A 22,774-nucleotide genomic window follows, 5' to 3' on the forward strand; every position below is an offset into this window, starting at 1 on the left:
CTATCCTTAACAGACTTAGGGCAACCTGAAAGTTCAGGTTGCCCTAAGTTATGATTATTCCCCCAATTGGGATGCCTTTAGAATATGAGAAATTGGGCGTCCGGCAATCCATTCGCCGTTGTTTACAAACCCTTCCTCTCGTCCCTCAGCTCGTGAATAAGACGCTCTCTCCATTCTTTTATGCGCTCGAATTTATCAATACAGCCTATCGCATTAATCTTCTCTGAGGGGTCTGCCGCTAAATCAAAATACTGCTCTTCCCCTGTCTGAGAATACCAAATAAATTTCTCTCTTCCATCCGTTAAGAAGTGGTGGGACTTTTCTCCATAGGCTTGTTCCCCATGAATATAAGATCGCCATAATGTCTGATCTCCCCTGCACAGCGGCAACACACTTTGCCCTTCTACTGTAAATGGTATTTGGACGCCAGCAGCTTCAAGAAATGTGGGCATAATATCGCGAAGCTCTACAATGGAATCAAGCCGGGAGCCGGCAAGAAGTGCAAGCGTTTCTCCCGGATCAAACACTATGAAAGGAATCTTAGCACTTCCTTCATAAGGAAGAGATTTCCGGAAGTAATGGTGATCCCCCATCATTTCACCATGATCAGAAGTAAATAGAATCAAAGTTTCATTTAAAACACCATACTCCTGCAGCCCATTGATCAACCTCCCAATTTGGTCGTCAAGATGCGTAATTAGCGCGTAATACGCGGCACGGGCACGATCCAATCTGCGCTTTGGCAAATTAGTGAACGAAGAAGTTGGATCCTTAGCTGCGTTTAAGGCCGCACTCTCGTCCACCCAATCTCCGATTGGAGGATCAGGAAATTCCAAGTCCTTGTACATATCTAGATAACATTGTGGCGGATCCAAGGGGGAATGCGGGCGAACGAAGGAAGACCATAGGAAAAATGGTTTCCCAGGATCTCTTCTTCGCAAAAAGTCTAGCGACTCGGTTACGCACCAATTCGTTGGATGCATCGCTTCCGGCAAGTGCCAGGGGCGGGCAACCGTTGAGGCGTTGCAATCGAGGCCTAAGTCAGTGATATCCGAATTGGCATCAGTTTGTCTTCGCAGCCACTGCAAATAATCGTCCACTTGATCATAGTGTTCATCATGGAACGTTTGGTTCTTATCCCGATTGTAGTGAAGATATCCATCATGAAGCACCACATTATGGAATCCACATAGATTACGTGCAGGATACACATGCATCTTACCAACACACTGCGTATGATAACCAGCTTGAGCAAGCTCTCCGGCAATCGTATGGGCGTAATTCCATTCAACCTTATCCTGATAACCAACCCGGCCATGTGATCTTTGCCCCATTCCTGTCATGATAGCAGCCCTGGCGGGAATACAACTGGGGGTAGCCGAATACGCGTGCTCAAATAAGATCCCCCTTGATGCCAGAGCGTCCAGGTTGGGTGTCTCAACGACGGGATGTCCCATAATGCTCAGGCAATCAAAACGCATCTGATCTACGGTGATAAGCAGAAGGTTAGGCTGCTTTGTGCCCTTTTGATTGTCCAGATTAGTATCAATCATAACCTCACCCCCTTCTTAAACCCCAGCGATCACAGATGGTGTTGCAATCGTGTGCCATAAATTCGCACTTATCGCCCTGGGGTTGCCCTCGTCAACAAGGCCGTCGAACGTCAGAAGCTCCTCTTCTAATTCAGCAATCTTTTCCACGTTCCCTTCGACATAACGATTGATTCGATGAATCGCCGTTCTGATTCTCTGAAGCAATCCTCCCATACGAAGATCAAAGACATCAAGACCAAACACCTTATTTTCCTGCTCCCATTGCACTCGATAGTCGTCCATGAATTGTCTGGCCAAATCAGATAATTGTGGCAAAGTCACCTTGGCAAAGTGAGCCAATTCCTCTAAATCTCCACGATGATAAGCTTCGCGTATAGAAATCCCGATTTCGCTCTTTATTTCGAGCAAGCGACACAAGCTGGCTTGTACAGAGAATAAAGATTGCCAAGGCGAATTGCGAGTGATCGCCTGTTCGAGCTTTTCTGCACTTTGCTGATAATGCTTCGAATACGCGCTAGGAATAACATGTCGATCGAACAAACCACATAAAATATCTTGATAAAGCAAGTATTTAGCCGGATTGATAGAACATCCCCCCGGTGCCGAATTACCCGGAACCAAGTTGGCCGCATCGAGTGCCATAAAGTCATCATAATTGCCTTGCACGCAGCTACTGAATCTTTCTTTGACATGGTTCTCCACGAAACATCTCGTGTAGCAGAGCTCCGCCCAAAGTTGAAGGGTAGGAAGAACCGAGAAAACGGAAGCTTCAGCGCCATTATCTCCCCATGCGGTAATCAACACTTCTTGAATTCCATACTTAACACAGCTATCATGAGCCAGCAGACTGACATGACGACTGAATTCATTGTTTGGAGCGAAGCCCATCCATTTCCAAGCACCACCTGCAAATCCAATATGATCATTCAACTGCTTATGTTTGCTTAACATCCCGTCGTATTTCTCCTGCGTTTCCGAATAATAATCCCAGTAGATCAAGGTAACATCTTCAGGAATCAGCTTTACAATATCAGGGCTAATTGGACTTTCAGCATCGTAATATTCTCCGGAACTGGCCAGACGGAAAAACATGTCGCTCCACATCATCGTCTGGAAACCATATTTTCTGGCGATCTCTATAACAGTGCTAAAGTGTTTTAACATTAATGAGGTTCGATCCTGATACCCATGCTTATCCAGGTATTTACCAAGTCCCATCATATGAGCTTCGTCCATCCCGATATTTATGCGGCGACTGCTTACATGAGCCGACATAAAAGCAAACATTCGATCAATTAACTCATAAGTTCTGGGATCATCAATAAGGAGAATATCCTGGAAATCCACAAGCGGTGCATGTGCCTGCCATTTCAACGCTTGGCCGAGATGGGCCAGGGTCTGAATACAAGGAACCAGTTCTATGCCAAATAACGCGGCATACTGATCCAGCTCCCGAATTTGATCTCCTGTATATCGGCCTCGCAAATAGCCGAAATAAGGGTATCCCTCCAGTTCGTAGGTGTCTTCTGTATACAACTGAACCGTTGAATATCCCATAAGCGCTAAACGCCGGATCAATTCCTTATATCCTTCATAGTTAAGAACCGCATTTCGCGAACAGTCTACCATGAAGCCTAACTGTTCATAAACCGGCTGTTCATTAATTTCAACTCGTTCTCCACGGCGTACGTTCTCAAGAAATCGGCTGAGTGCCCGGAACAATTGATGTTCCTGTTCATACGCAATGGTGACCTGAGCCTCATCGTAAGATATTTGAATGCCCTTCCCTTGCTTCTTACAAATCACTGGTATCCCTGAGTGTTCCATTCGAATACTCAATATTCCCGCTACTTCTGAAACAGCTGCTAACTGTTTCTCGGTTAACCCTGTCAAATGAATGCTAAGGTTCATAGACTTTACCCTCCCAATCTTATAAGTATGCGGTCAGTAGCGCCGCACAGTCTAAGCCATACTTCAAATAATTAAACGGAAGATCCGGGCTACTTCCGCCCGGATCTTCTCTATTCATCCATTATTCAATACCTTGTTCCTTGGCCTTCTCATTTACTTCCTCTATCATTTTATCAAGACCTTTAGCCTTATAATCGTTCACAATGCTATTCCAGTAACTCTCAACGGGTTCTTTGGAAAGCATGATCTTAAGCAAATCATCATGGTCAAGCACAGTAAATTTATCCTTTGTTGGGGTGGACATATAAGTTAACCGAATGTCGTATTCTGGCACCTTTGTATTGTTCTGAATCCAGTCGATGTAATCGACAGCTTCTTTGCGGATTCCTTCATTAGCAATCGTCGGGTTATCCATGTTATAGCTATCTGAAGTTTCATAAGCCACCAAATTCTTCAGAAATCTGCTAGCTGGATACTTCTCATTTAATGAACCCTTTTCAATGACAACCTTCTGCCCATTTTCGAGCTTATAATCTACACCTTCGATGCCATAAGTCAACAGATCCTTGCCTTCAGGAGACAACACATAATCATAGAGTGCCATGATGCGATCCATCTTTTTATCGTCAATCTTATTGCTGAAATAGCTTTCTGACCAGTATGTTTTAAAGATGGCATGAGAGCGTTCACCATCAGGACCGATAAGCGGCTTGAGCGCCTTCACGCTCTCCGTCATATCCTTATCCGGATAAGCTGTTTTCCAGCGTTTTTCATACATATCGCTATTTAAATTTATGAAACCTCCACCGCTTAGAAGAGCAGCTGCTTTGCCTGCTACGAAATTGTCATAGGACTCTGCTGGTTTGACGAGCGCGATGTCTGGATCGATCAACCCTTTTTCGTACATATTCTTCATGTTTTGCAGCGCTGGCAGCGCATTTTTAGAGAATACAGCAGGGATAAACTTTCCATCCTCTTTGATCCATTTAAAATCACTGCCGCTTCCATCACTAGTAGCAACCGGGTTGCCATACAACCAGAAGAATCCGCCCAGCATCTTGGTAGTTGTCGTCGTAAGACCAGTAATATGCTTGCCTTCCGGATCCGACTTTACGATTGCATCAAGCATGGCTTCAAACTCTTCCCATGTCTCTGGCTCTTTGGTGATCCCAGCCTTTTGAGCAAGATCCCAACGATAGAAGACCATACGATCCAGTGCGCTCCAATCAACACTCGGGAACATCCGGCGAGGCACAGTATAATACTTTCCATCTACTCCTAATCCTTTAATATCTGGCGATTCGAAGTATTTTGCAAGGTTTGGATACTTTGAAAGATCCGGGAGCGCTTTGACAACGCCTTGATTCACCCATTTGCGCTGATATTGCGTGCCGACGGCGTCGATCGCGAAAATGTCTGGCAATTGGCCGGAAGCGGCCCACATTTGAATCTTCTGGGTATAGTCATCCCAAGACAAATTGACAGGTTTTAGTGTGATGTTGAATTTCTCCAATACTTGTTTAGCGATCGGGTCCTTTTCGATGTTAGCAATCTCGGCATCCGCATCCCAAAACCCAAGAGAAATGGTCATTGGATCCTTGTAAGGATTATCCGTGGAGTTAGAAGAATTCGGAGATGTTTCACCGTTTGAACCAGCCTGCCCTTTGCCGTTATTGCCTCCACCGCAAGCCGTGAGTACTGAAGCCAACAAAGTTATACATAATGCCAATGTCATTATTTTCTTTCTATGCATGCTTGAAACCTCCCTTTATACTATTTTAGGATAGAATCAATCTATTTAAAATCTTTCTTATCCTTTTATTGAACCCACCATAATCCCTTTATTAAAATGCTTCTGCAGGAACGGATAAACAACAATAATCGGAATACTCGAAACTACAATCGCTGCCATTTGAAGTGCAGGTGTGTAGACCTTCCCCGTCTGCTCCTGCTCGGCCATCGTTTGTGCCATTTGGCTTAGCAAGGAATTCGAAGTAATGAGTGTCTCCCGCAGATAAATCTGAAGTGGTGCTTTTGCAGCGTCACTGATAAAAATCAGCGCATACCACCATTCATTCCATCTTTCCACAGCATAGAACAAAGCAAAAGTCGCCATGAATGGAGCAGAAATCGGAATAATGATTTTGAAAAGAATGTACAGATCATTCGCCCCGTCCAGCTTAGCCGATTCTTCCAAGCTTTCTGGAATGGTGTTGAAATAGTTTTTCATAATGATTAGATAAAACGTATTGAGACCCGCGGGGATGATCATGACGAGTATATTGTTTACGAATCCTAGATCTTTAACGACTAAGTAAAAAGGAATTAAACCGCCATTGAAAAACATAGTGAACAAGATCAAGCTGAGCATTATGTTTCTGCCGGGCATACCCCGCTTGGATAATGCGTAAGCTCCCGCCACAGAGATTGTCATACTGAACAACACGCCAACCACAGTTACGATGACAGAATTAAAGATGGAAGTCCAAAACTTCATATCCTGAAGCAAAAGCTTGTAAGCGGACAGGTCAAACGAAAGCGGAAAAATATAAAAGTCACTTTTACTAATCGCTTCGAACTTTGCCACAGAGATAATAAGAACATTATAGAAAGGAAAAAATGTTACTATTGCTAGGAGCCCCAGAACCACGAATGCAACGATATCGAAGACACTCCACTTTTTTCTCTTTTTAACCGTTGTGTCGGTCACTTGCTTCTCCCCTTTTCCTGCAGATTAATACAGCCCTTCCTCGCCCATCTTCTTAGCGAACGTATTGGCCGCCCATAAAAGGATTAGGCTGATAATGGACTTGACGACACCCACGGCGGTCATATATCCAAAGTCTCCTCCAATCGTGAAGGAAGTCCGATAAATGTAAGTATCGATCGTGTCGGCAACCGAATATACCGGCGAACTATACAGGTTGAAAATTTGCTCGAAGCTCGAACCTTGGGTTAGTAGTTGTCCAACTTGAAGGATTAACAGAACTGCGACTGTACTCTTCAAACCCGGCCATGCGATGTTTAGCAAACGGCGAAACCGGTTCGCTCCGTCCACTTCAGCCGCTTCAAACAGCTCAGGATTGATCCCTGCCAGAGCCGCCAGGTAAATGATTGAATCCCAACCGATCTCTCGCCACACATGCGTGATATACAGAACGGGTCTGAATGCATTTTCATCGACAAGAGGAGAATTCGGATCTCCACCAAACAGCATGATGATCTGGTTATAAATCCCGTCCTTGCTTAAAATATTGATAATAATCCCCGACAGTACAACCCACGATATAAAATGCGGGAACGTCAGGATCGTCTGAAAAAACCGCTTCATTTTTGTCCTGGAAAACTCATATAAAACAATCGCCAGGATAATGGGCATCGGGAAATGAGTGACCAGCTTCATCAAGCTGATAATGACCGTATTCCAAAACGCCTTGCGAAAATCGGGGTCGGTCAGCAGCGTTTGAAAATTCTCCAACCCAACCCAAGGACTTCCCAGAATCCCCTCACTGTAATTAAATGTTTTGAACGCTAGCGTTACACCGTACATGGGAGCATAGCTGAAGAGGGCATACCAGATTAACACCGGTAGAACCATGAGGTAAAAATACTTGTACTGTAAAATCGTTTTTCCTAAACTTTGCTTTGGAGCACGAGTTTTTAAGTTTCGTTTAGGCGTACGAGCGGTTACAGAATCAGCCAATCTTCTCCCCACCTTTCTGTATGAGTTTGTTATGCTTGTAAGCGATTTATATGGTAAATTATATCGGGAGTGTAAATTCTCTTGTATAGAGAATACAACTCCGATCATGTGGATTTTTCACACCTTTGCGGGAGACCTTCCTGTGGCACGTAATATCGGACATAGTGAGCGTAAGATCGTCCATACCCCCCTTGGTCCACAATCGCTAGGATAAATCTAAGAGCTCTATAAAGAGAGGGGGATTCACTTATGCGTTCAGTAATTATTGCAGATGATGAGAAGTGGATTGTAGAAGGAATTAAAGCAGGAGTGAATTGGAAGAAATACGGCTTTGAAGTGATCGACGATGCCGAAAACGGGCAAGAAGCCCTTCAATTAATTCAATCGCTTCGCCCCACCCTTGTTCTAACAGATATCAAGATGCCTGTTATGAATGGACTAGAGCTCATTCAACGTGGCAAGGCCATCGCGCCGGATACGATCTTTATCGTACTCAGCGGACATGCCGAGTTCGCTTATGCACAAAAAGCAATGAATTATGGTACTTTCGGATATTGTCTCAAACCCTTTGAAATCGAAGAAATTGAAGGAATGCTCAACCGAATAGCCCAGCAACACGATTCCAAGACAGTTAAAGAACAACCTATCCACGACTTCGAACTTTATGAAGCGGTTTGTTCCGGAGATCTTGAACGAATTAACTTATGGTTGGATGAGAAGAAAATACCCTTGTCGAAAGATACCCCTCATATCCCCATTGTTATCCAAGGGTTAAGTTCACCTGTAGATGTCAGGCAGTTCTCTTCCCTGGTCTTCCCAATGAGCCGCCGTCGGTATGGTTACTTATTGGAAGAGTGCCAATACGAAGTCTTCCTCCAGGGTCTTAAACAAACAGAAGTTGTACAAGAGTGCGGAGTCGGGATCGGTCCTCCTATTTCGGATATACAACAATTGGATGCGTCTTTAGAGTCCGCCTCTCATGCTGCTTTCAGTATGTTCACAACGGGGATGCCCGGATGTTACCGGGTGAATCCACAACAGGAAATACCGATCGATGAGAAGCTCAAAGAGATTTCCCGGATTCTTCATAATAAAGACCGGCTCGGTTTCATAGCAGCCATGGAATCGATAAAGAAATTATTCAAAGAGGGAACGTTCACCATTAAAGAAGCCTATTTGCTCTATACATCGATCCTCTACTTATTTCCTCGGGAAGGAACTCGGGTTAGCGGCCGTTTTTTTGAAGGATATGAACAGCTCTATTATCGGTACGGCACGGCTGAAGCTATGATTGATGATCTGATTCTTATGACACTTGATATTTTTATGAACAGAAACGAAACTGATATTTCACGAATCTCAAACCATAAAGTCAAAGAAATCATGTTATACATCCGCAACCATTTCAATCAAGAAATTTCGATCCAGCAATTAGCCAATCAGTTTTTTTTAAGCCCAAATTACTTATGCCAATTATTCAAAAAAGAGGTCGGCGAGACCATCATCGAACATATCAGTCGTTTACGAATTGAATACGCTTGTAAAATGCTGATCGAAACCAACCTTTCCATTTACCAAATCGGTGAGAAATGCGGTTTTCAGGATTATTTCTATTTCACACGAATTTTTAAGCGGCATCTCAAAATGACACCTACACAATATAGGGAACTAAACAATGAAGACATTTAAGAGACTATCCATCCGTACTCAGGTTTTGCTATTCGGGTTATTTATTGTTGCCATTAACCCAATCATCGTTTCACGAGTCTACCAACTATCAAGCGAGACTATCATTAATCAAAATACGCAATACAATACGGAGCTGGTCTCCCTCCTCAAGCAACGGATTTCTGACAACTATGCCAACGTTTCTTCCATGATGATGAATGTGGGTTACGATTCGACCGTCCAAAAGTTCCTAGTCGAGAATGATAAGCTTCGAGTCTACGATCTATCCCAGAAAGTTGAAGGATTGTTGAGCATCGCCCGAAATATGAACACGGATATCTTAGATATTATTGTTATCGGTAGCTCAAACACACGTATTTCCTTAGCAGGAAGAACAAAATATGCTATCGATCTTATGAAAACAGCTGAGGAGGATGGAATCGTTCATTATCGCGGATACAGTCCTCCAGACAAAGTCATCGACAAGAGAAAACTGCTTTTCGGGATGAACATCTTCGCTTCAGGTGACACGTCCCTATATGGTGAAAAAATTGGCTATCTCGCAGTTATTGTAGATATGAAAGCCATTCAAACTGAAATTTCTGAGTATCCCCGATTGGTCGGAACCAGCTTTTTTATGATGGATGATAAAGGCATGATCTACTCTAATAGCAATGAGCCGGAGGATATGCTCCAGCAGTTTCAAACTCGGGCAACTGGAAGGGATGGAGAGTCCATCGTTGAGACGGTTCATGGAAAGAAATATGCAATTCAGTCCTTTAGCTTACCGGAGATCTCTGGAAAAATCATAACCGCTGTTCCTGTCCATAATTTAATGAAAGAACTGGAGAAATTGAAGAAGGTCAGCTATGCTCTTCTAGCCTTAATCTTGCTGGTCGTCTCTGTTCCCTATTCTGTGCTTATGATGAATCTCTTAAGACCGTTGTCTAGGCTTATGCGCTATATGAATCAATTAAAAGGCGGAAGTCTGGGGATATTGAATAACAAGGTCGATTTAAAGGGCTATGCTGAAATTGAAATCATCTCTCGACAGTTCAACGATATGACCACACGGATCCACGATTTGACGGACCAATTAATCGATGCTTCAACTCAACTTTATCTGACCGATCTGGAAAAGCAGCGGGCGGAATATTCGTATTTACAAAGTCAAATTAATCCGCATTTCTTAAGCAATACTTTAGATACAATCAAGGGCGTTGCGATCGTAAAAGGAAATCGGGATATCTTCGAGATGACTACCGCCTTAAGCACAATGCTAAAGTACAGCATCAAAGGCAAAGAGGAGGTAACTCTTGAGGAAGAGCTGAAAATCGCGGAATCTTGTGTGAGGATTTACCAAGGCCGTTTCCCGGACAAATTTACTTACAAGCTGTTGTGTCCACAGGAATGGTTACACATTCCCGTGCCTAAAATGATCCTTCAACCTATTGTTGAAAATGCGCTTGGTCATGGGCTTGAGGCACAAGGACAAGGAATTCTGCTGATCTCCGTAGAGAAAAACGAAGCGGGGCTGCTTGAAATCGTGGTTGAAGATAATGGTGTAGGTATCAATACAACAAGACTGGAACAACTTACGGAGTTGCTGGCTGGTAAGAATATAGAATCAGGAGATCATATCGGTCTCCTAAATGTCAATAATCGTCTAAATCTTAAGTATGGCGATCCTTGCGGCGTTCTGCTGTACAGTAAGGAGGGTAGCGGGACGAAGACCGTTTTGAGGCTTCCCGGATCTTTAATAGATCCACAAAAAGCGAGAACATAAATAGGGAGGTTGCCCATTCAGGGCAACCTCCCTTTCATATGTCTTTCATTCGCCGCATTTATTAGGATATTATTAAGCATCCTATAAGGATGAGCTCAGATACTCTTTGGCATGGTAGGGTCCACCTTCCATAAGTACCGTCCATAATGGATCGATATCACAATCCATGGAGCCCATCATATGATCATGCCATTCATTCAACAGATAGACAGCCTCCATACAAACGTCTTTACGCACTTCGGCAAGATTATGTTGTTCATAAGGATCATGCTTCAAATCAAACAGCATTTCTTGCGGGAATCCATGGTGTCCGTCATGATAGGTACGTATATATAACCAATCCGCAAACCGGACGCTGCGTTGACACACATGCGCGCATTGTGAGATTACGAGATACTCACGCCCTCCCAAATTCCCCTCCAAAATAGCACCTGCATAACTTTCACCATCCCAAGAAGCAGCCGCTTTCAAATTCAAAAGGCTCGCTAATGTAGGTCCTAGATCAAGGTGATAATGTAGCCCCTCCTCCACGATTCCCTTCTTGCCCCCTGGCCAGCGAACAATCATCGGAATACGGCAAGTCGCCTCGTCTGCTGTGCCATGTTCGGAGTAAATTCCTAGTTCACCCAGACTCTCTCCATGATCCGCAGAGATCAAGATAGCCGTATCTTCCATCACGCCAAGTTCTCTCAGCTTAGAAAAAACTTTCCCGAGATGCTCGTCCAGATACTTAACTCCAGCATCATAGTTGTCAAAGATAACACGCAGGTCATCACGGTTCTCTATCTCCTGCTGATGCCTGAAATGCTGCTGATAATGCGATTTCGCGAGCGCATTCATATCTTCAATACTATGCTGCCCCTTCTTATTTCGGTGAAGCTCAAACACTTCTTCCGTGATCCAATCGGGTAAAGGCTCCTTCTCGAACGGATTACCGTAGCTCTCGGGTGTACGATAAGGTGTATGCGGATCCCAGAAATTCAGGTGCAGAAACCAATTTTCGGACTCCCCGTTATCCTCAATCCATTTAAGTGCCACTGGAAGCACCTGCTCTGCCGTCTCATGCCCTCTGCCACCAACATTAAACACTTCTTGGAACCCGGCGTTAAAGGTCCACGCCGAGTGTCGTTCGGAGAAGGTGCTGATCGATGCGGTTTTCATCGCCGCTTGCCTTAATATAGCCGGAAGGCTCTCCATCCCCAGACGGTCATTGAATTCACGTTTGGCTCCTTCTCTACGCATATCAGCAGCGGTTCCGCCATGCCCTACAATCCCATTATGAATGCCAAATCGCCCCGACATTAAGGCGGAACGAGACGGCAGGCAAGGAGCATCTGAACAATAGTAGTTGGTAAAGGTGACACCTTCTTTAGCGATTGAATCGATATTCGGGGAGGTATTCCGATGATAGCCATAACATCCCAGATGGTCCGGGCGAAGCGAATCCAAATCCAAATACAAGATTCTCATGAGTTTTTCCCTGCCTTTCCTTTTCATCGAAATGGTTACGCTCGATTCGGGGAGCTTAGAATGATCTGCTCATGCTTATAAGAGTAAATGAATATGGAAAACTCCGCTATGGAGCAGCGATGTTTGTTTTTGTAAATTCGATACTTTTCCGGTACTCTGCCGGCCCCTTGCCGTATTCGCCACGAAATACCTTGCTGAAGTGTGAAGCATCATAATAACCACATCTCTGGGAGATATGCTCGATTGTATAATCCGTATATTCCAGCATTTGTTTAGCTTGCTGCAGCCGCAATTTTCGCAGCATTTGCATGGGTGTCAGTTTATATATTTTCTGAAATGCCCGGCTAAAATAAACAGGATTCATATGATAGAGCTTGGAAAGCTCCTCTCTACTAATCTCCTGATCAAGCCTCTCCTCCATATATTGCAACGCTTCGTTAAAGCGGTCCGTGATAAAGGGATCTCGTGAAGAGCGGCGCCCGCCAAGCTTGGTACTCTCCATAATTTCATAAAGAAGAAAAAATGCCAATGAACCGACCTGAACATTCCTGAAATCATCTTCCTCCTGCAACCACAGGCTTCGCAACTCGTCAAACCTTCGCTCATATTCGCTTCGATCCCGGACCCGAATCACCTTGCCTAAAGGGAATAACTTAAAAAAGTCATCTCCGTCTTTAACTTTAGCGTTAATATTAAACAGATAATGTACGCCATCCGTTTTGGAGATCACATTGAAAGGCTCGTTAGGACGGTGGATCATCACATCTCCGGCAGAAGCAACATATTCTCCTTCGGAGGATGTCGTCAATACCTCACCTTTTTGGATATAAGAGACGGTATAACAAGACTGGACATAATCGAACAGGATCCGCTTCTGATATTGAATCTTTAGGACGTCCAGCACGCTGATGTCAAACTGACTATGGATGATAGAGGACAAGGAAGTTCCTCCTTCTTATGTAGTAGTCGTAAAAGTGCTCTAACCTGTATAATCAGCCGCACATCGAAAGCCAATATTCCCGGCAGAGCTGTCTGGAGTATTTTTGCTTCTAGCCGCCACCCGATAACGGTTGCAGTAAGATTTATGGCACAAATACGATCCTCCGCGCATTGATCTTGCGACACCACTTACTGGACCTTTCGGATTCACGGCTTCGGAAGATAAATGATAATCCTTAGTAAACCAATCCGCGCACCATTCCCACACGTTTCCTGACATATTATAAAGACCATAGCCGTTAGGCAGATAGGAATTTACAGGTGCGGTACCTGCAAATCCATCGCTGGCATGATTTTTATCGGGAAACTTTCCCTGCCATACATTACAGCGATGCTCTCCGCCTGGTTTTAATTCGTCCCCCCAAGGATACCGTTTCTGAACCAGTCCTCCTCGTGCGGCATACTCCCACTCCGCTTCCGTAGGCAGACGTTTACCAGCCCAGCGACAATATGCATCCGCATCATGCCATGATAGGTGAATAGCCGGATGATCAAGTCGTTCATCTACATGGGAATCCGGACCTTCAGGATGACACCAATCCGCTCCCTCCACCACCCACCACCAGGGGGTTTGAGTGGCTACTTGGGTCACCTTTTTCCCAGTCTCCATGGAAACAAAAGAATGAAACACGTAAGACCATCCAAATCGTTCCGCATCTGTAACATAGTTTGTTTCCTTGATAAAAGCAGCAAACTGCTTGTTCGTAACCGCCGTTGCATCCATCAAAAAGGAAGATAAGGTAACCTTCCTAGTCGGCCCTTCTCCATCTGCGGGGAACCCTTCCTTATCATCCGTCCCCATAAGAAAAGTGCCTCCAGGGATAAGGATCATGTCCGAGAAATCTTTTACCCCTGTTATTCCTTGAACCGTTGTGTTCTCCTTACAAACATCAATAGATTCTTGTTTCGCGACTTGATTTCGACTAGCTGAACAACAAGCCCGTATATTCTCTGACATGATTTACCTCCAATCTGGGATCGTCCCGGCTCTGTCTAAAAAAAAGCTACCCCAAGAATGCCAGAAGCAACGATAATGGTGAGCGGATGCAGCTTATATTTCATTAAACCATAAAGTGCAGCGAATACAATGATCAACATGCCAAGGGTCTGCCAAGTAATAAAAGCATGTTCCACGCTAGTTAAGCCAAAACGAATCGCAGCATAGGCAATCAAGCCTGTAATCACTGGCCGCAAACCATAAAATAACGTTTTAATCCATTGACTGTCCCTCACCCGATAAAAGAAGACGGAAATAACGATGATGATTAAAAATGAGGGCAGAACCATGCCTAATGTTGACACAATCGCTCCTTCGATTCCGGCTATACGATATCCGATCAAGGTTGCACTGTTCGTTGCAACAGGCCCGGGTGACATTCCTGCGATGGAAACTACCTCTTGGAATTCCCCTTCGGATAACCAACCCCCAGCCATGGCTTCATGCTGAATCATCGGAATGATGGCGTACCCTCCTCCAAAAGAAAGAAGGCCAATTTTTATAAAAGTGAAAAATAAACTCCAAATCACATCGCTTCCCCCTAGATGTAATACTCCGGATAATTCGATTCTTCATCAGAAGCTTTCAAGGACTCCTTCTCCGTTCGAACTTGGAGCCCTAAGAGCTGTTTAATTTGCAGATATACAAACCCAATACATAAACCAATTGCAATCACGTAAATGGGATTAATTCCGAAAACCAGTAAAACAACCGGTATAACTAACGCCGTAACAGCGGTAGTCTTGTCAATTATAGCGTTCTTGGCCATTCGATATGCAGCTACTAGGATCAAGGCAATAACAGCACCATTTATCCCTTTCATAGCGGCAATGACTTTTGGCTGGTCTGCCAGTTGGGAGTATACGGCGCTAAGCAAACAAACAATGATAAAGGTCGGAATCGTTATCCCTGCGATTGCAGCAATCGCACCCTTCACACCAGCAAGACGATAACCAATGAATGCTGCTGCATTTACACCTACACCCCCAGGTGCAGCACCAGCTAAAGATAGAATTTCATCCATCTCCTCTTCACCCAGCCATTTTCGTTTAGCGGAAATTTCCCGTTCGATCATAGGGATCATCGCATAACCTCCCCCGAAGGTTACAGGACCAATTCGAACAAATACCCAAAACAACTGAAACAATAGACTTATCCTCAGTTCTGTATTCGGTATCATATTTGTTTTCATAGTTGTTCTCATGGAATCCACCCTTATATAATCTGTCGTAATTTCATTATATCACTTTTTCCCAAAATGGAATTAAGTTTTTTGAACGGTAAAATACAACCAAGGGTTTATGAGTTATACTATATTCATGTTAATAAATACAAACTATATAAAAAACGATCTTACAAGTTCATCCTATATATAGCTTGGAGGTATATCGTGGAAAAGCGCTCGACACACATTCCATCACCAAAAAAACTCCTATACGACCGAATCGCCGAACAAGGCACTGTTTCCAAGTTGGATCTTCTACAGACATTTTCACTTACCAAAAGCACAATGACCCGGATATTAGATGAGATGACGGAAGAAAGCTTGCTGATAGAAAGCGGATTTGGAGAATCTAGCGGAGGCAGAAGACCTATTTTATACCAGATCAATCCTTCCTACGGTTATATAATCGGTTTAGAGATCTCCAGAGTGTATTCTTCTCTTGGTTTATTTGATATGCAAATGAACCCAAAATCAATAGTTCACTGGCGAATGGATCAGGCATTCACACCTGAAAGATTTATAGATCATATCAGTATTCAAATACGCGCTTTCCTTAGGGACCATCAGTTAGTGGACAGTCAAATCATCGGGATAGGAATAGGGGCTGTGGGGCCACTTGATCGGGAACAAGGCTTGATCCTAAAACCGCTGCACTTCCCTTCTTCAGGCTGGAACAATCTGCCGATTTGCAAACTGGTAGAGGAACGGACGGGGTTCAAAGCTTGGTTGGACAACGGTGCCAATTCCGCATTGCTTGGGGAACGATGGTCTATCCGTCACGCAAACATCCAGCATATGCTTTATGTACATGCTGGAGCAGGTCTCCGCTATGCGATGATGTCGCATGGAAGTATTGTTCATGGCACAATGGATATGGAAGATGCAATTGGTCAAATGATCATCCAGACAGATGGACCCCGATTAAATCATGACGGGAACTACGGGGCTCTGGAAGCATTTGTATCTGTGCAGGCGCTAGAACAAAGTGCACGCTCAGAGGCGAAAATGGACAACAAACTGATCCTCCAAAGATATAAAGTGGCGCCTGAGAAGCTGACTTATGATGTATTGGTACAAGCCTTTAGAGACGGTAATCCACACGCGCGTGAATTATTTACCCAAGCTGCCAGCCACTTCGGGATCGGACTCGCCAACGTTATCAACCTGTTTCATCCAGAGACCATCATTCTAGGCGGTGCACTCATTCACTCTCACGAGTTGTTTTTCCAAACAGCGGTGGAGGTGGCACAGAGAAACACTTACCGTTATCCTGAATACCAACCTCACTTCTCCCTAGGTATATTAAAAGAAGAAGCTGTGGTGACGGGTGCGGCAATAATGGCGAGAAATCATATGGTTCTATAACATAACAAAAAGGTTGTTCCCAATCCTTTGCATGACTGTTGGGACAACCTTATCTAGTCAAAGCTATAATGCCTGACAGCAATTTTTGAATTTCTTCCCGCTTCCGCAGAAACATGGATCATTTCGACCCGGAAGTGGTTTTGCACTTTTCCTGTACTCCAGCATCCGCTCCGATCTAAGTCGGTTCGCCAGTAATAACATGCGTTCATAGGCGTATGAGTAGAACATTTTGTAGCTATGGCAGAAATAATCAACCTCAGTCCGATCATTAACATCAAGCCAATTCCGGTTGCGCGGACATCCCCCATTGCAAAAGCTAAGGTACTCACACTTATAGCATGATTCATTCATATTGGGCTTCATTAACAAAAAATCATCATATACTGGGCTGCTTAGCAGTGCTTCCAAGTCAGTTTGGCCGATATTTCCTAGCCTATGCTCTTCATCAATAAAGAAATCGCAAGGGTAGGCATCCCCGTTCGTTTCAAGCACCATCATCTTCGGGCAACATGAGTTGTGAACGCATAACTCTGCCTCACGATGCATGAATACAAGAAGCATATTCTCAAAAATACGAATAGGAAGCTCTGGGTACCCACCGTTGTACCAAAGGTCAAATGTACGGCATAAAAAGACTCCGTATTGTTCAGGTGTAATTCGGAAACGTCCCGCTACTTCACTTTTCTGAGAAACAAAATCCATGCAGGGGATAAACTGAATATTAGGAAATTCGTGTTCTAGATATAATGCCATCAACTCATCTGGTTTCGTCACGTTATCTTCATGAATCACCGTCAGAATACTATACTCCACACCCTCATTCTGTAAATGACGAATCCCACGCATAACTAGATCATAACTGCCTTTCCCCGAACCCGTTACACGATGAGCATCATGAATAGGCTCTGGGCCATCCAGACTAATCCCGACCAAAAAGTTATACCGTTTAAAAAATTTCGCCCATTTCTCATGGATAAGCGTTCCATTGGTCTGCAGTGCATTACTGATCATCGTATGAGGCGGAGCGTACTTAGCTTGAAATGAAATCACTTGTTCAAAATACGGAAGTCCGGCCAATAATGGCTCCCCACCCTGCCAAGAGAAAGTCGCTATCCCTGATGATCTTTTCATGTACTGAGCGATAAACCGCTCCAGAAGCTCCGTATCCATCACCCGGATCGGTTGCTGAGGATGTCCCCCGGCAGTACTGTAATAGCAATAATCACAGGCTAGATTACAATCCTCTGAGACGGTTTTCCACATGACATGAAGGGTCTCCTGCTTAGAGGTTTGTATACATGCAGTCATACGATTCTGCCCCTCCTATGTAATACTATCTTTGTAAAACCTAATTCCTATTTGTTCAATTAAATCATAGATCTGCAAGTCAACGATGAGTAAAACATCATAGCTGGTCAAATAACTGGGCACAAAAAAACTGCACTCCCCATTGTCCGTTGGGACAAAGTAATAAGGGTGTGCAGTTTCTTTGTGGATGAGTCTAACGGTAGTTAGAGACTAGTCTTATTAATTACGGACGTATTCTCTATTCGCTGTTTCCAACATGGATTTCCAATCCGCAAACTTCGTCTCCCTAACAACATGACGATCAAACAGTTCATCAGGTATGTCAGCAACATCTTCTTCTGTCTTTACTTGAAAGTTCCCTTTGGTTACAAACTCATCGAAACTTTTGTAATTGGAATACTTACTCATAAACGCTTCATTAAACAATTTCTCGAAAGAGATGTGATTGGGATCTTCTTGATACGTTTTCTGTCCTTGTAACTCATTCATCAATTCTTCCATGGTCATTGGTTTTTGTCTTCTCAAATTACCACTCCTAATTTTCTGTTATAGTTGTAGAATATCATGTTAATCCATAAATCACACGAATCCTAAGCTTACCATAATTTTGACGATTTCACCTTTCAAATTTCACTTAATATGCAAATAGTCGGCCTCTATACTTAAAATACAACAAAAAACCTTCCTTATTCATAAGGAAGGCTTCTTATTATTAGGACAATTTCACCAGGCTGTAGTTTTTCTTACCTTTACGGATAATGATAAAACGTCCGCCGATGGCTTCGCTGGCTGTAACTTCAAATGCTACATCGCTAACTTTTTCACCGTTCATGGAAATCGCGCCTTTGGTGATGTCTTCACGCGCTTGACGTTTGGATGGCTCAATTCCTAGATCTACCAGCCACTCCACGATATTTTTGGACTCCAATGTCGTTTCGTAGGTCGGCATTTCCTTGAAGCCTTGCTCGATCTCGTCAGCGGTCAGAGATTTAATATCTCCACTGAACAGAGCGGCAGTAATACGTTTAGCCTGCTCCAGCAATTCCTCACCATGCACGAATCTGGTCATTTCTTCAGCCAGTGTTATTTGCGCTTCACGTTTATGCGGTTCGGTCTGCACCTTTTCTGCAAGTGCATCAATTTGTTCTTTAGAGAGGAATGTAAAGTACTTGAGGTATTTCACAACATCACGGTCATCTGTATTCGCCCAGAACTGGTAGAATTCAAAAGCTGTCGTTTTGTTCGGATCCAGCCAAATGGCTCCGCCAGCTGTTTTACCGAATTTTGTACCATCGGCTTTCAGCATAAGCGGGATGGTAAGTCCGAATGCTACCGCCTCAGAACCTTCTTTTTTACGGATCAGATCTAAGCCACTTGTGATGTTCCCCCATTGGTCAGAACCACCGATTTGCAGCTGCACATCTTCATGCTGGAACAGGTGCAGATAGTCCAGGGATTGCAGGATTTGGTAGGAGAATTCCGTAAAGGAAATTCCGCTGTCCAATCTGCTCGCTACAACATCCTTGGCAAGCATCGAATTGATGCTGAAGTTTTTACCATAGTCACGCAAAAATTCGATAACATTGATTTTATGCGTCCAATCGTAGTTGTTCACCATGCGGATTTGATTGTCGCCATCAGTCACGAACAGTTTTTTCATCTGTGCTGTAAGTGCGTCAACGTTGGCTTGGATTTGCTCCAGCGTTTGCAAAGAGCGTTCGGATTGACGTCCACTTGGATCACCAATCGTTCCCGTAGCCCCACCAATAAGAATCACCGGACGATGTCCTGCCAGTTGAAATCTTTTGAGCACCATGAATGGAATCAAGTGGCCAATATGCATACTGTCACCTGTTGGATCTACACCGCAGTACAGGGATACCGATTTTTGATTGGTCAGTTCTCTAAGCCCTTCGGCATCTGTTTGTTGATTGATGGCATCGCGCCATTCTAGTTCGTCGATAATATTCATTGCCTTACACCCCTCAAAATTAGTAGTTATCCTATAAATGAAACATCAGTCCGCCAAGCGGAAACGGTTCGCCCTCCTGATTAGGACGGGACCGTTTCAGCGAGAAATATAAGGAGTATTGATGAAGTGAACCCTATAAATCCTTATATTTAAAAATAAAAAAAATCGTCCCCTTGTCTATTGTAGACATAGGGACGATTGAATAACCGTGTTACCACCCAGATTGCACCCATGAAACGCTTATGCTCAAGCATACCATTGATACCACTCTTGACGAGATATCGTTCGCCATTCCGCTCGGTATTACCCGAGATACTCCAAAGTGTAATTCGCAAGCTTAGTGTGTACCGGGTTTCATCAACCCCCGGCTTTCTGAAACAGGGACTAAGTTACTACTGGGCTCCTTCAACGTATATCGTATATAAGATTACAGCCAGTATAGTGAAATAATTCTTTTATGTCAACTATCTTCAGCAGAGAATGCCGTCACACACTTCTACTGTAAAGCGCTACTAGGCATTTCCACTTTTTTTCTGATACAATTACGAAAAAAGAGGTGAACGAATCCGCATGCTAGATCCTATCGATAACCATATTTTGATGCGGCTGGCCCAAAACAGCAGAATTTCCTATACTGATCTAGCTAAAGAAGTCAGTTTATCAAGTGTCGCGGTGAAAGATCGTATTGATCGGCTAGTCAATCAAGGGATTATTGAACAGTTCTCGATTGTCATCAGTGCTGAAAAGCTAGGAAAGAAAATCTCCGCCTACCTGGAACTTGAAGTAGAACCTGCTCATTTAAATCATATCGTCGATGTATTAAAGGAAAACGAACGCGTAGCTGTATTATACGAAATGACGGGACCATGTATTCTGCATATTCACATCTTGGTAGAGAATCTTGAAGAGATGGAACGGTTTATGCATGAATCAATCTACTGTCTGGATGGACTGGTACGTGTAGAAAACCAAATCTTATTAAAACGTCACAAAAATCAGGACGGATTGAATATATAAGAAAAAGAACCGCCTATAAAGACGGTTCTTTTCTCATATGGATTTTTTTAGGATTATCGAATAATTGCTATTTCGTCCTGCTCTGTCTTAGCCAGCTTAGCTTTATAAAAGTTCACGAAATATTCGCTGACCACGATCTTCCCGTTCACAACACTTATTGGGGCTGCAAGCTTCACTGTCTCTCCGTTGTAAATCCCCGTTGTCGCTCCAACCTTCATCTCCAGAACATTGCCATTGTAGCTTAGCGTAACTGTCTTAGTGGCTGGCTGCCAGCCAACCTTTGCTCCAAAGTTCTCAAAGCTGCTCCGTAAAACCACGGGCTTGCGCTCGGAATCGCCGAATTGACCTTTATCAATTAAGGCGTGTACGCCCCAGTTTCCATCCACCACTTGTGTAATTCCAAAATCAGCTGACACAGACATCAGAGAATACGCTTCATCTTCGCTCAATTCCATTCCAGCCATTAAAAAATCTTTTGTTTTATGAGCGGCATCCTTCATCGCTTTGTCGATGGACGAGTTTTTGAAGATATCCGTCTGAGCACTAGCCCCCAGCTCCTCCAAATAATTGGCGTAGCTGAATCCATGCACAACCCACTCGTTCTCATTTTCAAGTAATGGGAAGTTTAAACCTTTCAGCTTGTTGTTAAGCGATGCTTTTTTATGAAGAATGACTTGTATATCCCCAGTGACCGATGTCTCGATCGCAGTTCCGTTAATCTCCGAATCGCCTTGACCGGCATGCGGGTCACCGATCGACAGTAGTGCACCAGCTACGGATACAGGATAATACATCGTCGCACCTTCCGTAATCCGCCAATCATCTACGTTACCGCCGTTGTAAGATGGTGGAACGGAGTCAACAACATCCGCTTCTTTCGGCGCCACACCCATTGTACCAAAGTGGAGACGAACCGGAATTTTCACACCTTTTAGCACATCGAAGTTCTTATCAATCGTATTTTGGTCAACGATAACACCCGGGTAGTCAATTGTCGGGTGCACTTGACCATCTGGATCGGTTTGCGCAGACCATTTGTAGTTATATACAGCTGTTGCATAATCTGTTCCACCCTCCGTATCCATCTCGTAGATGGTTACTACCTCACGCTTTTTCGGCTCCTCCACCATATCTCCATATAGATAACCCCAGTTCGCTGCGGCATTCACGCCAAATGTTTTGCCAACGTATTGGTCATTCCCATTTGGTCTCAGCTTCATGTCCAGAATCTTAACTTCCAGCACATCTCCTGGTTCAGCACCTTCAACAGCGATGGGACCCGTCATAATATGTACGCCTGGCCCGCGGAGCGCTTCGTTCTTCTCCCCCTCAATCCAGTGGAAAATATCCTCTACTCCCGCATCTCCTTTAATCATCCGCTCGTAATCATCACCAGAGTGATGTGTAATGGCCTCAACCGTTACGATGTCTCCCGAATGCACAGTTAGAGCTGGATCTCCCTTACCTATATTCCCCCATCGAACAGTCTCCGAATTCGCCTTTAGAACATGGGTTTTTGGTTTATACGCACCGTTCGTTGTGTTAGCATACATAACACCAGTTAAAGAATTCACCCCTAAAAACAGGGATAACGTGACACCTACATTACGAATTATTTGTTTTCTCATACGAAAATCCTCCATTCTTTTAATTAGTGTTAGTTTTTATAACATTTGGTGTTTCTGAGTATAACAGATGACTTGAGGATTAACAATATAAATATTTTCACGAATTTCGGTTTAAATAATAAACACGAAGGAGTCTTTCTCTTGAATTATCCAAGTTAACTCCACAATAAAA

18 protein-coding genes and 1 other annotated feature are annotated in these 22,774 nt (G+C 43.9%); of the genes, 4 read left to right on the forward strand and 14 right to left on the reverse strand.

Features of this window, described 5'->3' with window-relative positions; all coding sequences use genetic code 11:
* Window positions 1–122 precede the first annotated feature (122 nt).
* From NYE58_RS21905 to NYE58_RS21925, 5 genes are all read right to left on the reverse strand, one after another.
* Window positions 123–1,553 carry an arylsulfatase gene (locus NYE58_RS21905; protein ID WP_341003024.1) on the reverse strand — a complete coding sequence of 477 codons (1,431 nt, stop codon included), beginning with the start codon at window positions 1,551–1,553 and terminating at the stop codon, window positions 123–125.
* 15 nt (window positions 1,554–1,568) lie between these two features.
* On the reverse strand, window positions 1,569–3,464 hold the full coding sequence (locus tag NYE58_RS21910) for a family 20 glycosylhydrolase (protein ID WP_341003025.1): 1,896 nt from the start codon (window positions 3,462–3,464) through the stop codon (window positions 1,569–1,571).
* A 121-nt stretch (window positions 3,465–3,585) separates the two neighbouring features.
* On the reverse strand, window positions 3,586–5,217 hold the full coding sequence (locus tag NYE58_RS21915) for an extracellular solute-binding protein (RefSeq protein ID WP_076218680.1): 1,632 nt from the start codon (window positions 5,215–5,217) through the stop codon (window positions 3,586–3,588).
* Between the two features lie 57 nt (window positions 5,218–5,274).
* Window positions 5,275–6,174 (reverse strand): carbohydrate ABC transporter permease, encoded by a 900-nt coding sequence (locus NYE58_RS21920; RefSeq protein ID WP_076129726.1) that lies wholly within the window; start codon window positions 6,172–6,174, stop codon window positions 5,275–5,277.
* Between the two features lie 24 nt (window positions 6,175–6,198).
* The gene (locus NYE58_RS21925; protein WP_341003026.1) at window positions 6,199–7,167 is read right to left on the reverse strand and encodes an ABC transporter permease; all 969 of its coding nucleotides are present in this window, start codon (window positions 7,165–7,167) and stop codon (window positions 6,199–6,201) included.
* Window positions 7,168–7,416: 249 nt separating this feature from the next.
* Here NYE58_RS21925 and NYE58_RS21930 point away from each other — a divergent pair, with 249 nt between their 5' ends.
* Window positions 7,417–8,856 carry a response regulator gene (locus tag NYE58_RS21930; RefSeq protein WP_341003027.1) on the forward strand — a complete coding sequence of 480 codons (1,440 nt, stop codon included), beginning with the start codon at window positions 7,417–7,419 and terminating at the stop codon, window positions 8,854–8,856.
* Window positions 8,843–10,621 (forward strand): cache domain-containing sensor histidine kinase, encoded by a 1,779-nt coding sequence (locus NYE58_RS21935; RefSeq protein WP_341003029.1) that lies wholly within the window; start codon window positions 8,843–8,845, stop codon window positions 10,619–10,621. The genes NYE58_RS21930 and NYE58_RS21935 overlap by 14 nt, the downstream gene beginning before the upstream one ends.
* 81 nt (window positions 10,622–10,702) lie before the next feature.
* Here the strand turns inward: NYE58_RS21935 and NYE58_RS21940 are convergent, their stop codons facing one another.
* The 5 genes from NYE58_RS21940 to NYE58_RS21960 form a co-directional block, all read right to left on the reverse strand.
* Window positions 10,703–12,091: a sulfatase gene (locus tag NYE58_RS21940; protein WP_076129730.1), complete on the reverse strand. Its 1,389-nt coding sequence runs from the start codon at window positions 12,089–12,091 to the stop codon at window positions 10,703–10,705.
* Between the two features lie 106 nt (window positions 12,092–12,197).
* Window positions 12,198–13,031 (reverse strand): AraC family transcriptional regulator, encoded by an 834-nt coding sequence (locus NYE58_RS21945; protein WP_340010432.1) that lies wholly within the window; start codon window positions 13,029–13,031, stop codon window positions 12,198–12,200.
* A 39-nt stretch (window positions 13,032–13,070) separates the two neighbouring features.
* Window positions 13,071–14,048, reverse strand: a complete 978-nt coding sequence (locus NYE58_RS21950; RefSeq protein WP_341003030.1) for a formylglycine-generating enzyme family protein — start codon at window positions 14,046–14,048, stop codon at window positions 13,071–13,073.
* A gap of 35 nt (window positions 14,049–14,083) precedes the next feature.
* Window positions 14,084–14,617: a chromate transporter gene (locus NYE58_RS21955; RefSeq protein WP_341003031.1), complete on the reverse strand. Its 534-nt coding sequence runs from the start codon at window positions 14,615–14,617 to the stop codon at window positions 14,084–14,086.
* Between the two features lie 11 nt (window positions 14,618–14,628).
* Window positions 14,629–15,291: a chromate transporter gene (locus NYE58_RS21960; RefSeq protein ID WP_341003032.1), complete on the reverse strand. Its 663-nt coding sequence runs from the start codon at window positions 15,289–15,291 to the stop codon at window positions 14,629–14,631.
* Between the two features lie 186 nt (window positions 15,292–15,477).
* On the opposite strand from NYE58_RS21960, the gene NYE58_RS21965 reads away from it, so the two are divergent.
* The gene (locus tag NYE58_RS21965) at window positions 15,478–16,677 is read left to right on the forward strand and encodes an ROK family protein (protein ID WP_341003033.1); all 1,200 of its coding nucleotides are present in this window, start codon (window positions 15,478–15,480) and stop codon (window positions 16,675–16,677) included.
* A 63-nt stretch (window positions 16,678–16,740) separates the two neighbouring features.
* Here the strand turns inward: NYE58_RS21965 and NYE58_RS21970 are convergent, their stop codons facing one another.
* The 3 genes from NYE58_RS21970 to tyrS form a co-directional block, all read right to left on the reverse strand.
* Window positions 16,741–17,985, reverse strand: a complete 1,245-nt coding sequence (locus tag NYE58_RS21970) for an anaerobic sulfatase maturase (protein WP_248548786.1) — start codon at window positions 17,983–17,985, stop codon at window positions 16,741–16,743.
* Between the two features lie 219 nt (window positions 17,986–18,204).
* Complete coding sequence (locus NYE58_RS21975) at window positions 18,205–18,492, reverse strand: hypothetical protein (protein WP_036688213.1); 288 nt, start codon at window positions 18,490–18,492, stop codon at window positions 18,205–18,207.
* A gap of 205 nt (window positions 18,493–18,697) precedes the next feature.
* Window positions 18,698–19,957 carry a tyrosine--tRNA ligase gene (gene tyrS, locus NYE58_RS21980; protein ID WP_076129736.1) on the reverse strand — a complete coding sequence of 420 codons (1,260 nt, stop codon included), beginning with the start codon at window positions 19,955–19,957 and terminating at the stop codon, window positions 18,698–18,700.
* A 187-nt stretch (window positions 19,958–20,144) separates the two neighbouring features.
* Window positions 20,145–20,375 (reverse strand) — a binding site (T-box leader).
* 152 nt (window positions 20,376–20,527) lie between these two features.
* Between tyrS and NYE58_RS21985 the strand changes: the two genes are divergently transcribed.
* Window positions 20,528–20,974: an Lrp/AsnC family transcriptional regulator gene (locus tag NYE58_RS21985; protein WP_038571749.1), complete on the forward strand. Its 447-nt coding sequence runs from the start codon at window positions 20,528–20,530 to the stop codon at window positions 20,972–20,974.
* 53 nt (window positions 20,975–21,027) lie between these two features.
* On the opposite strand, the gene NYE58_RS21990 is transcribed toward NYE58_RS21985, so the two are convergent.
* Window positions 21,028–22,602, reverse strand: coding sequence for an acetamidase/formamidase family protein (locus NYE58_RS21990; RefSeq protein ID WP_341003034.1), 1,575 nt, complete (start codon window positions 22,600–22,602; stop codon window positions 21,028–21,030).
* Between the last annotated feature and the right edge of the window lie 172 nt (window positions 22,603–22,774).

The sequence above is a fragment of the Paenibacillus sp. FSL L8-0708 genome (assembly GCF_038009325.1).
Lineage (GTDB): Bacteria > Bacillota > Bacilli > Paenibacillales > Paenibacillaceae > Paenibacillus_AQ > Paenibacillus_AQ odorifer.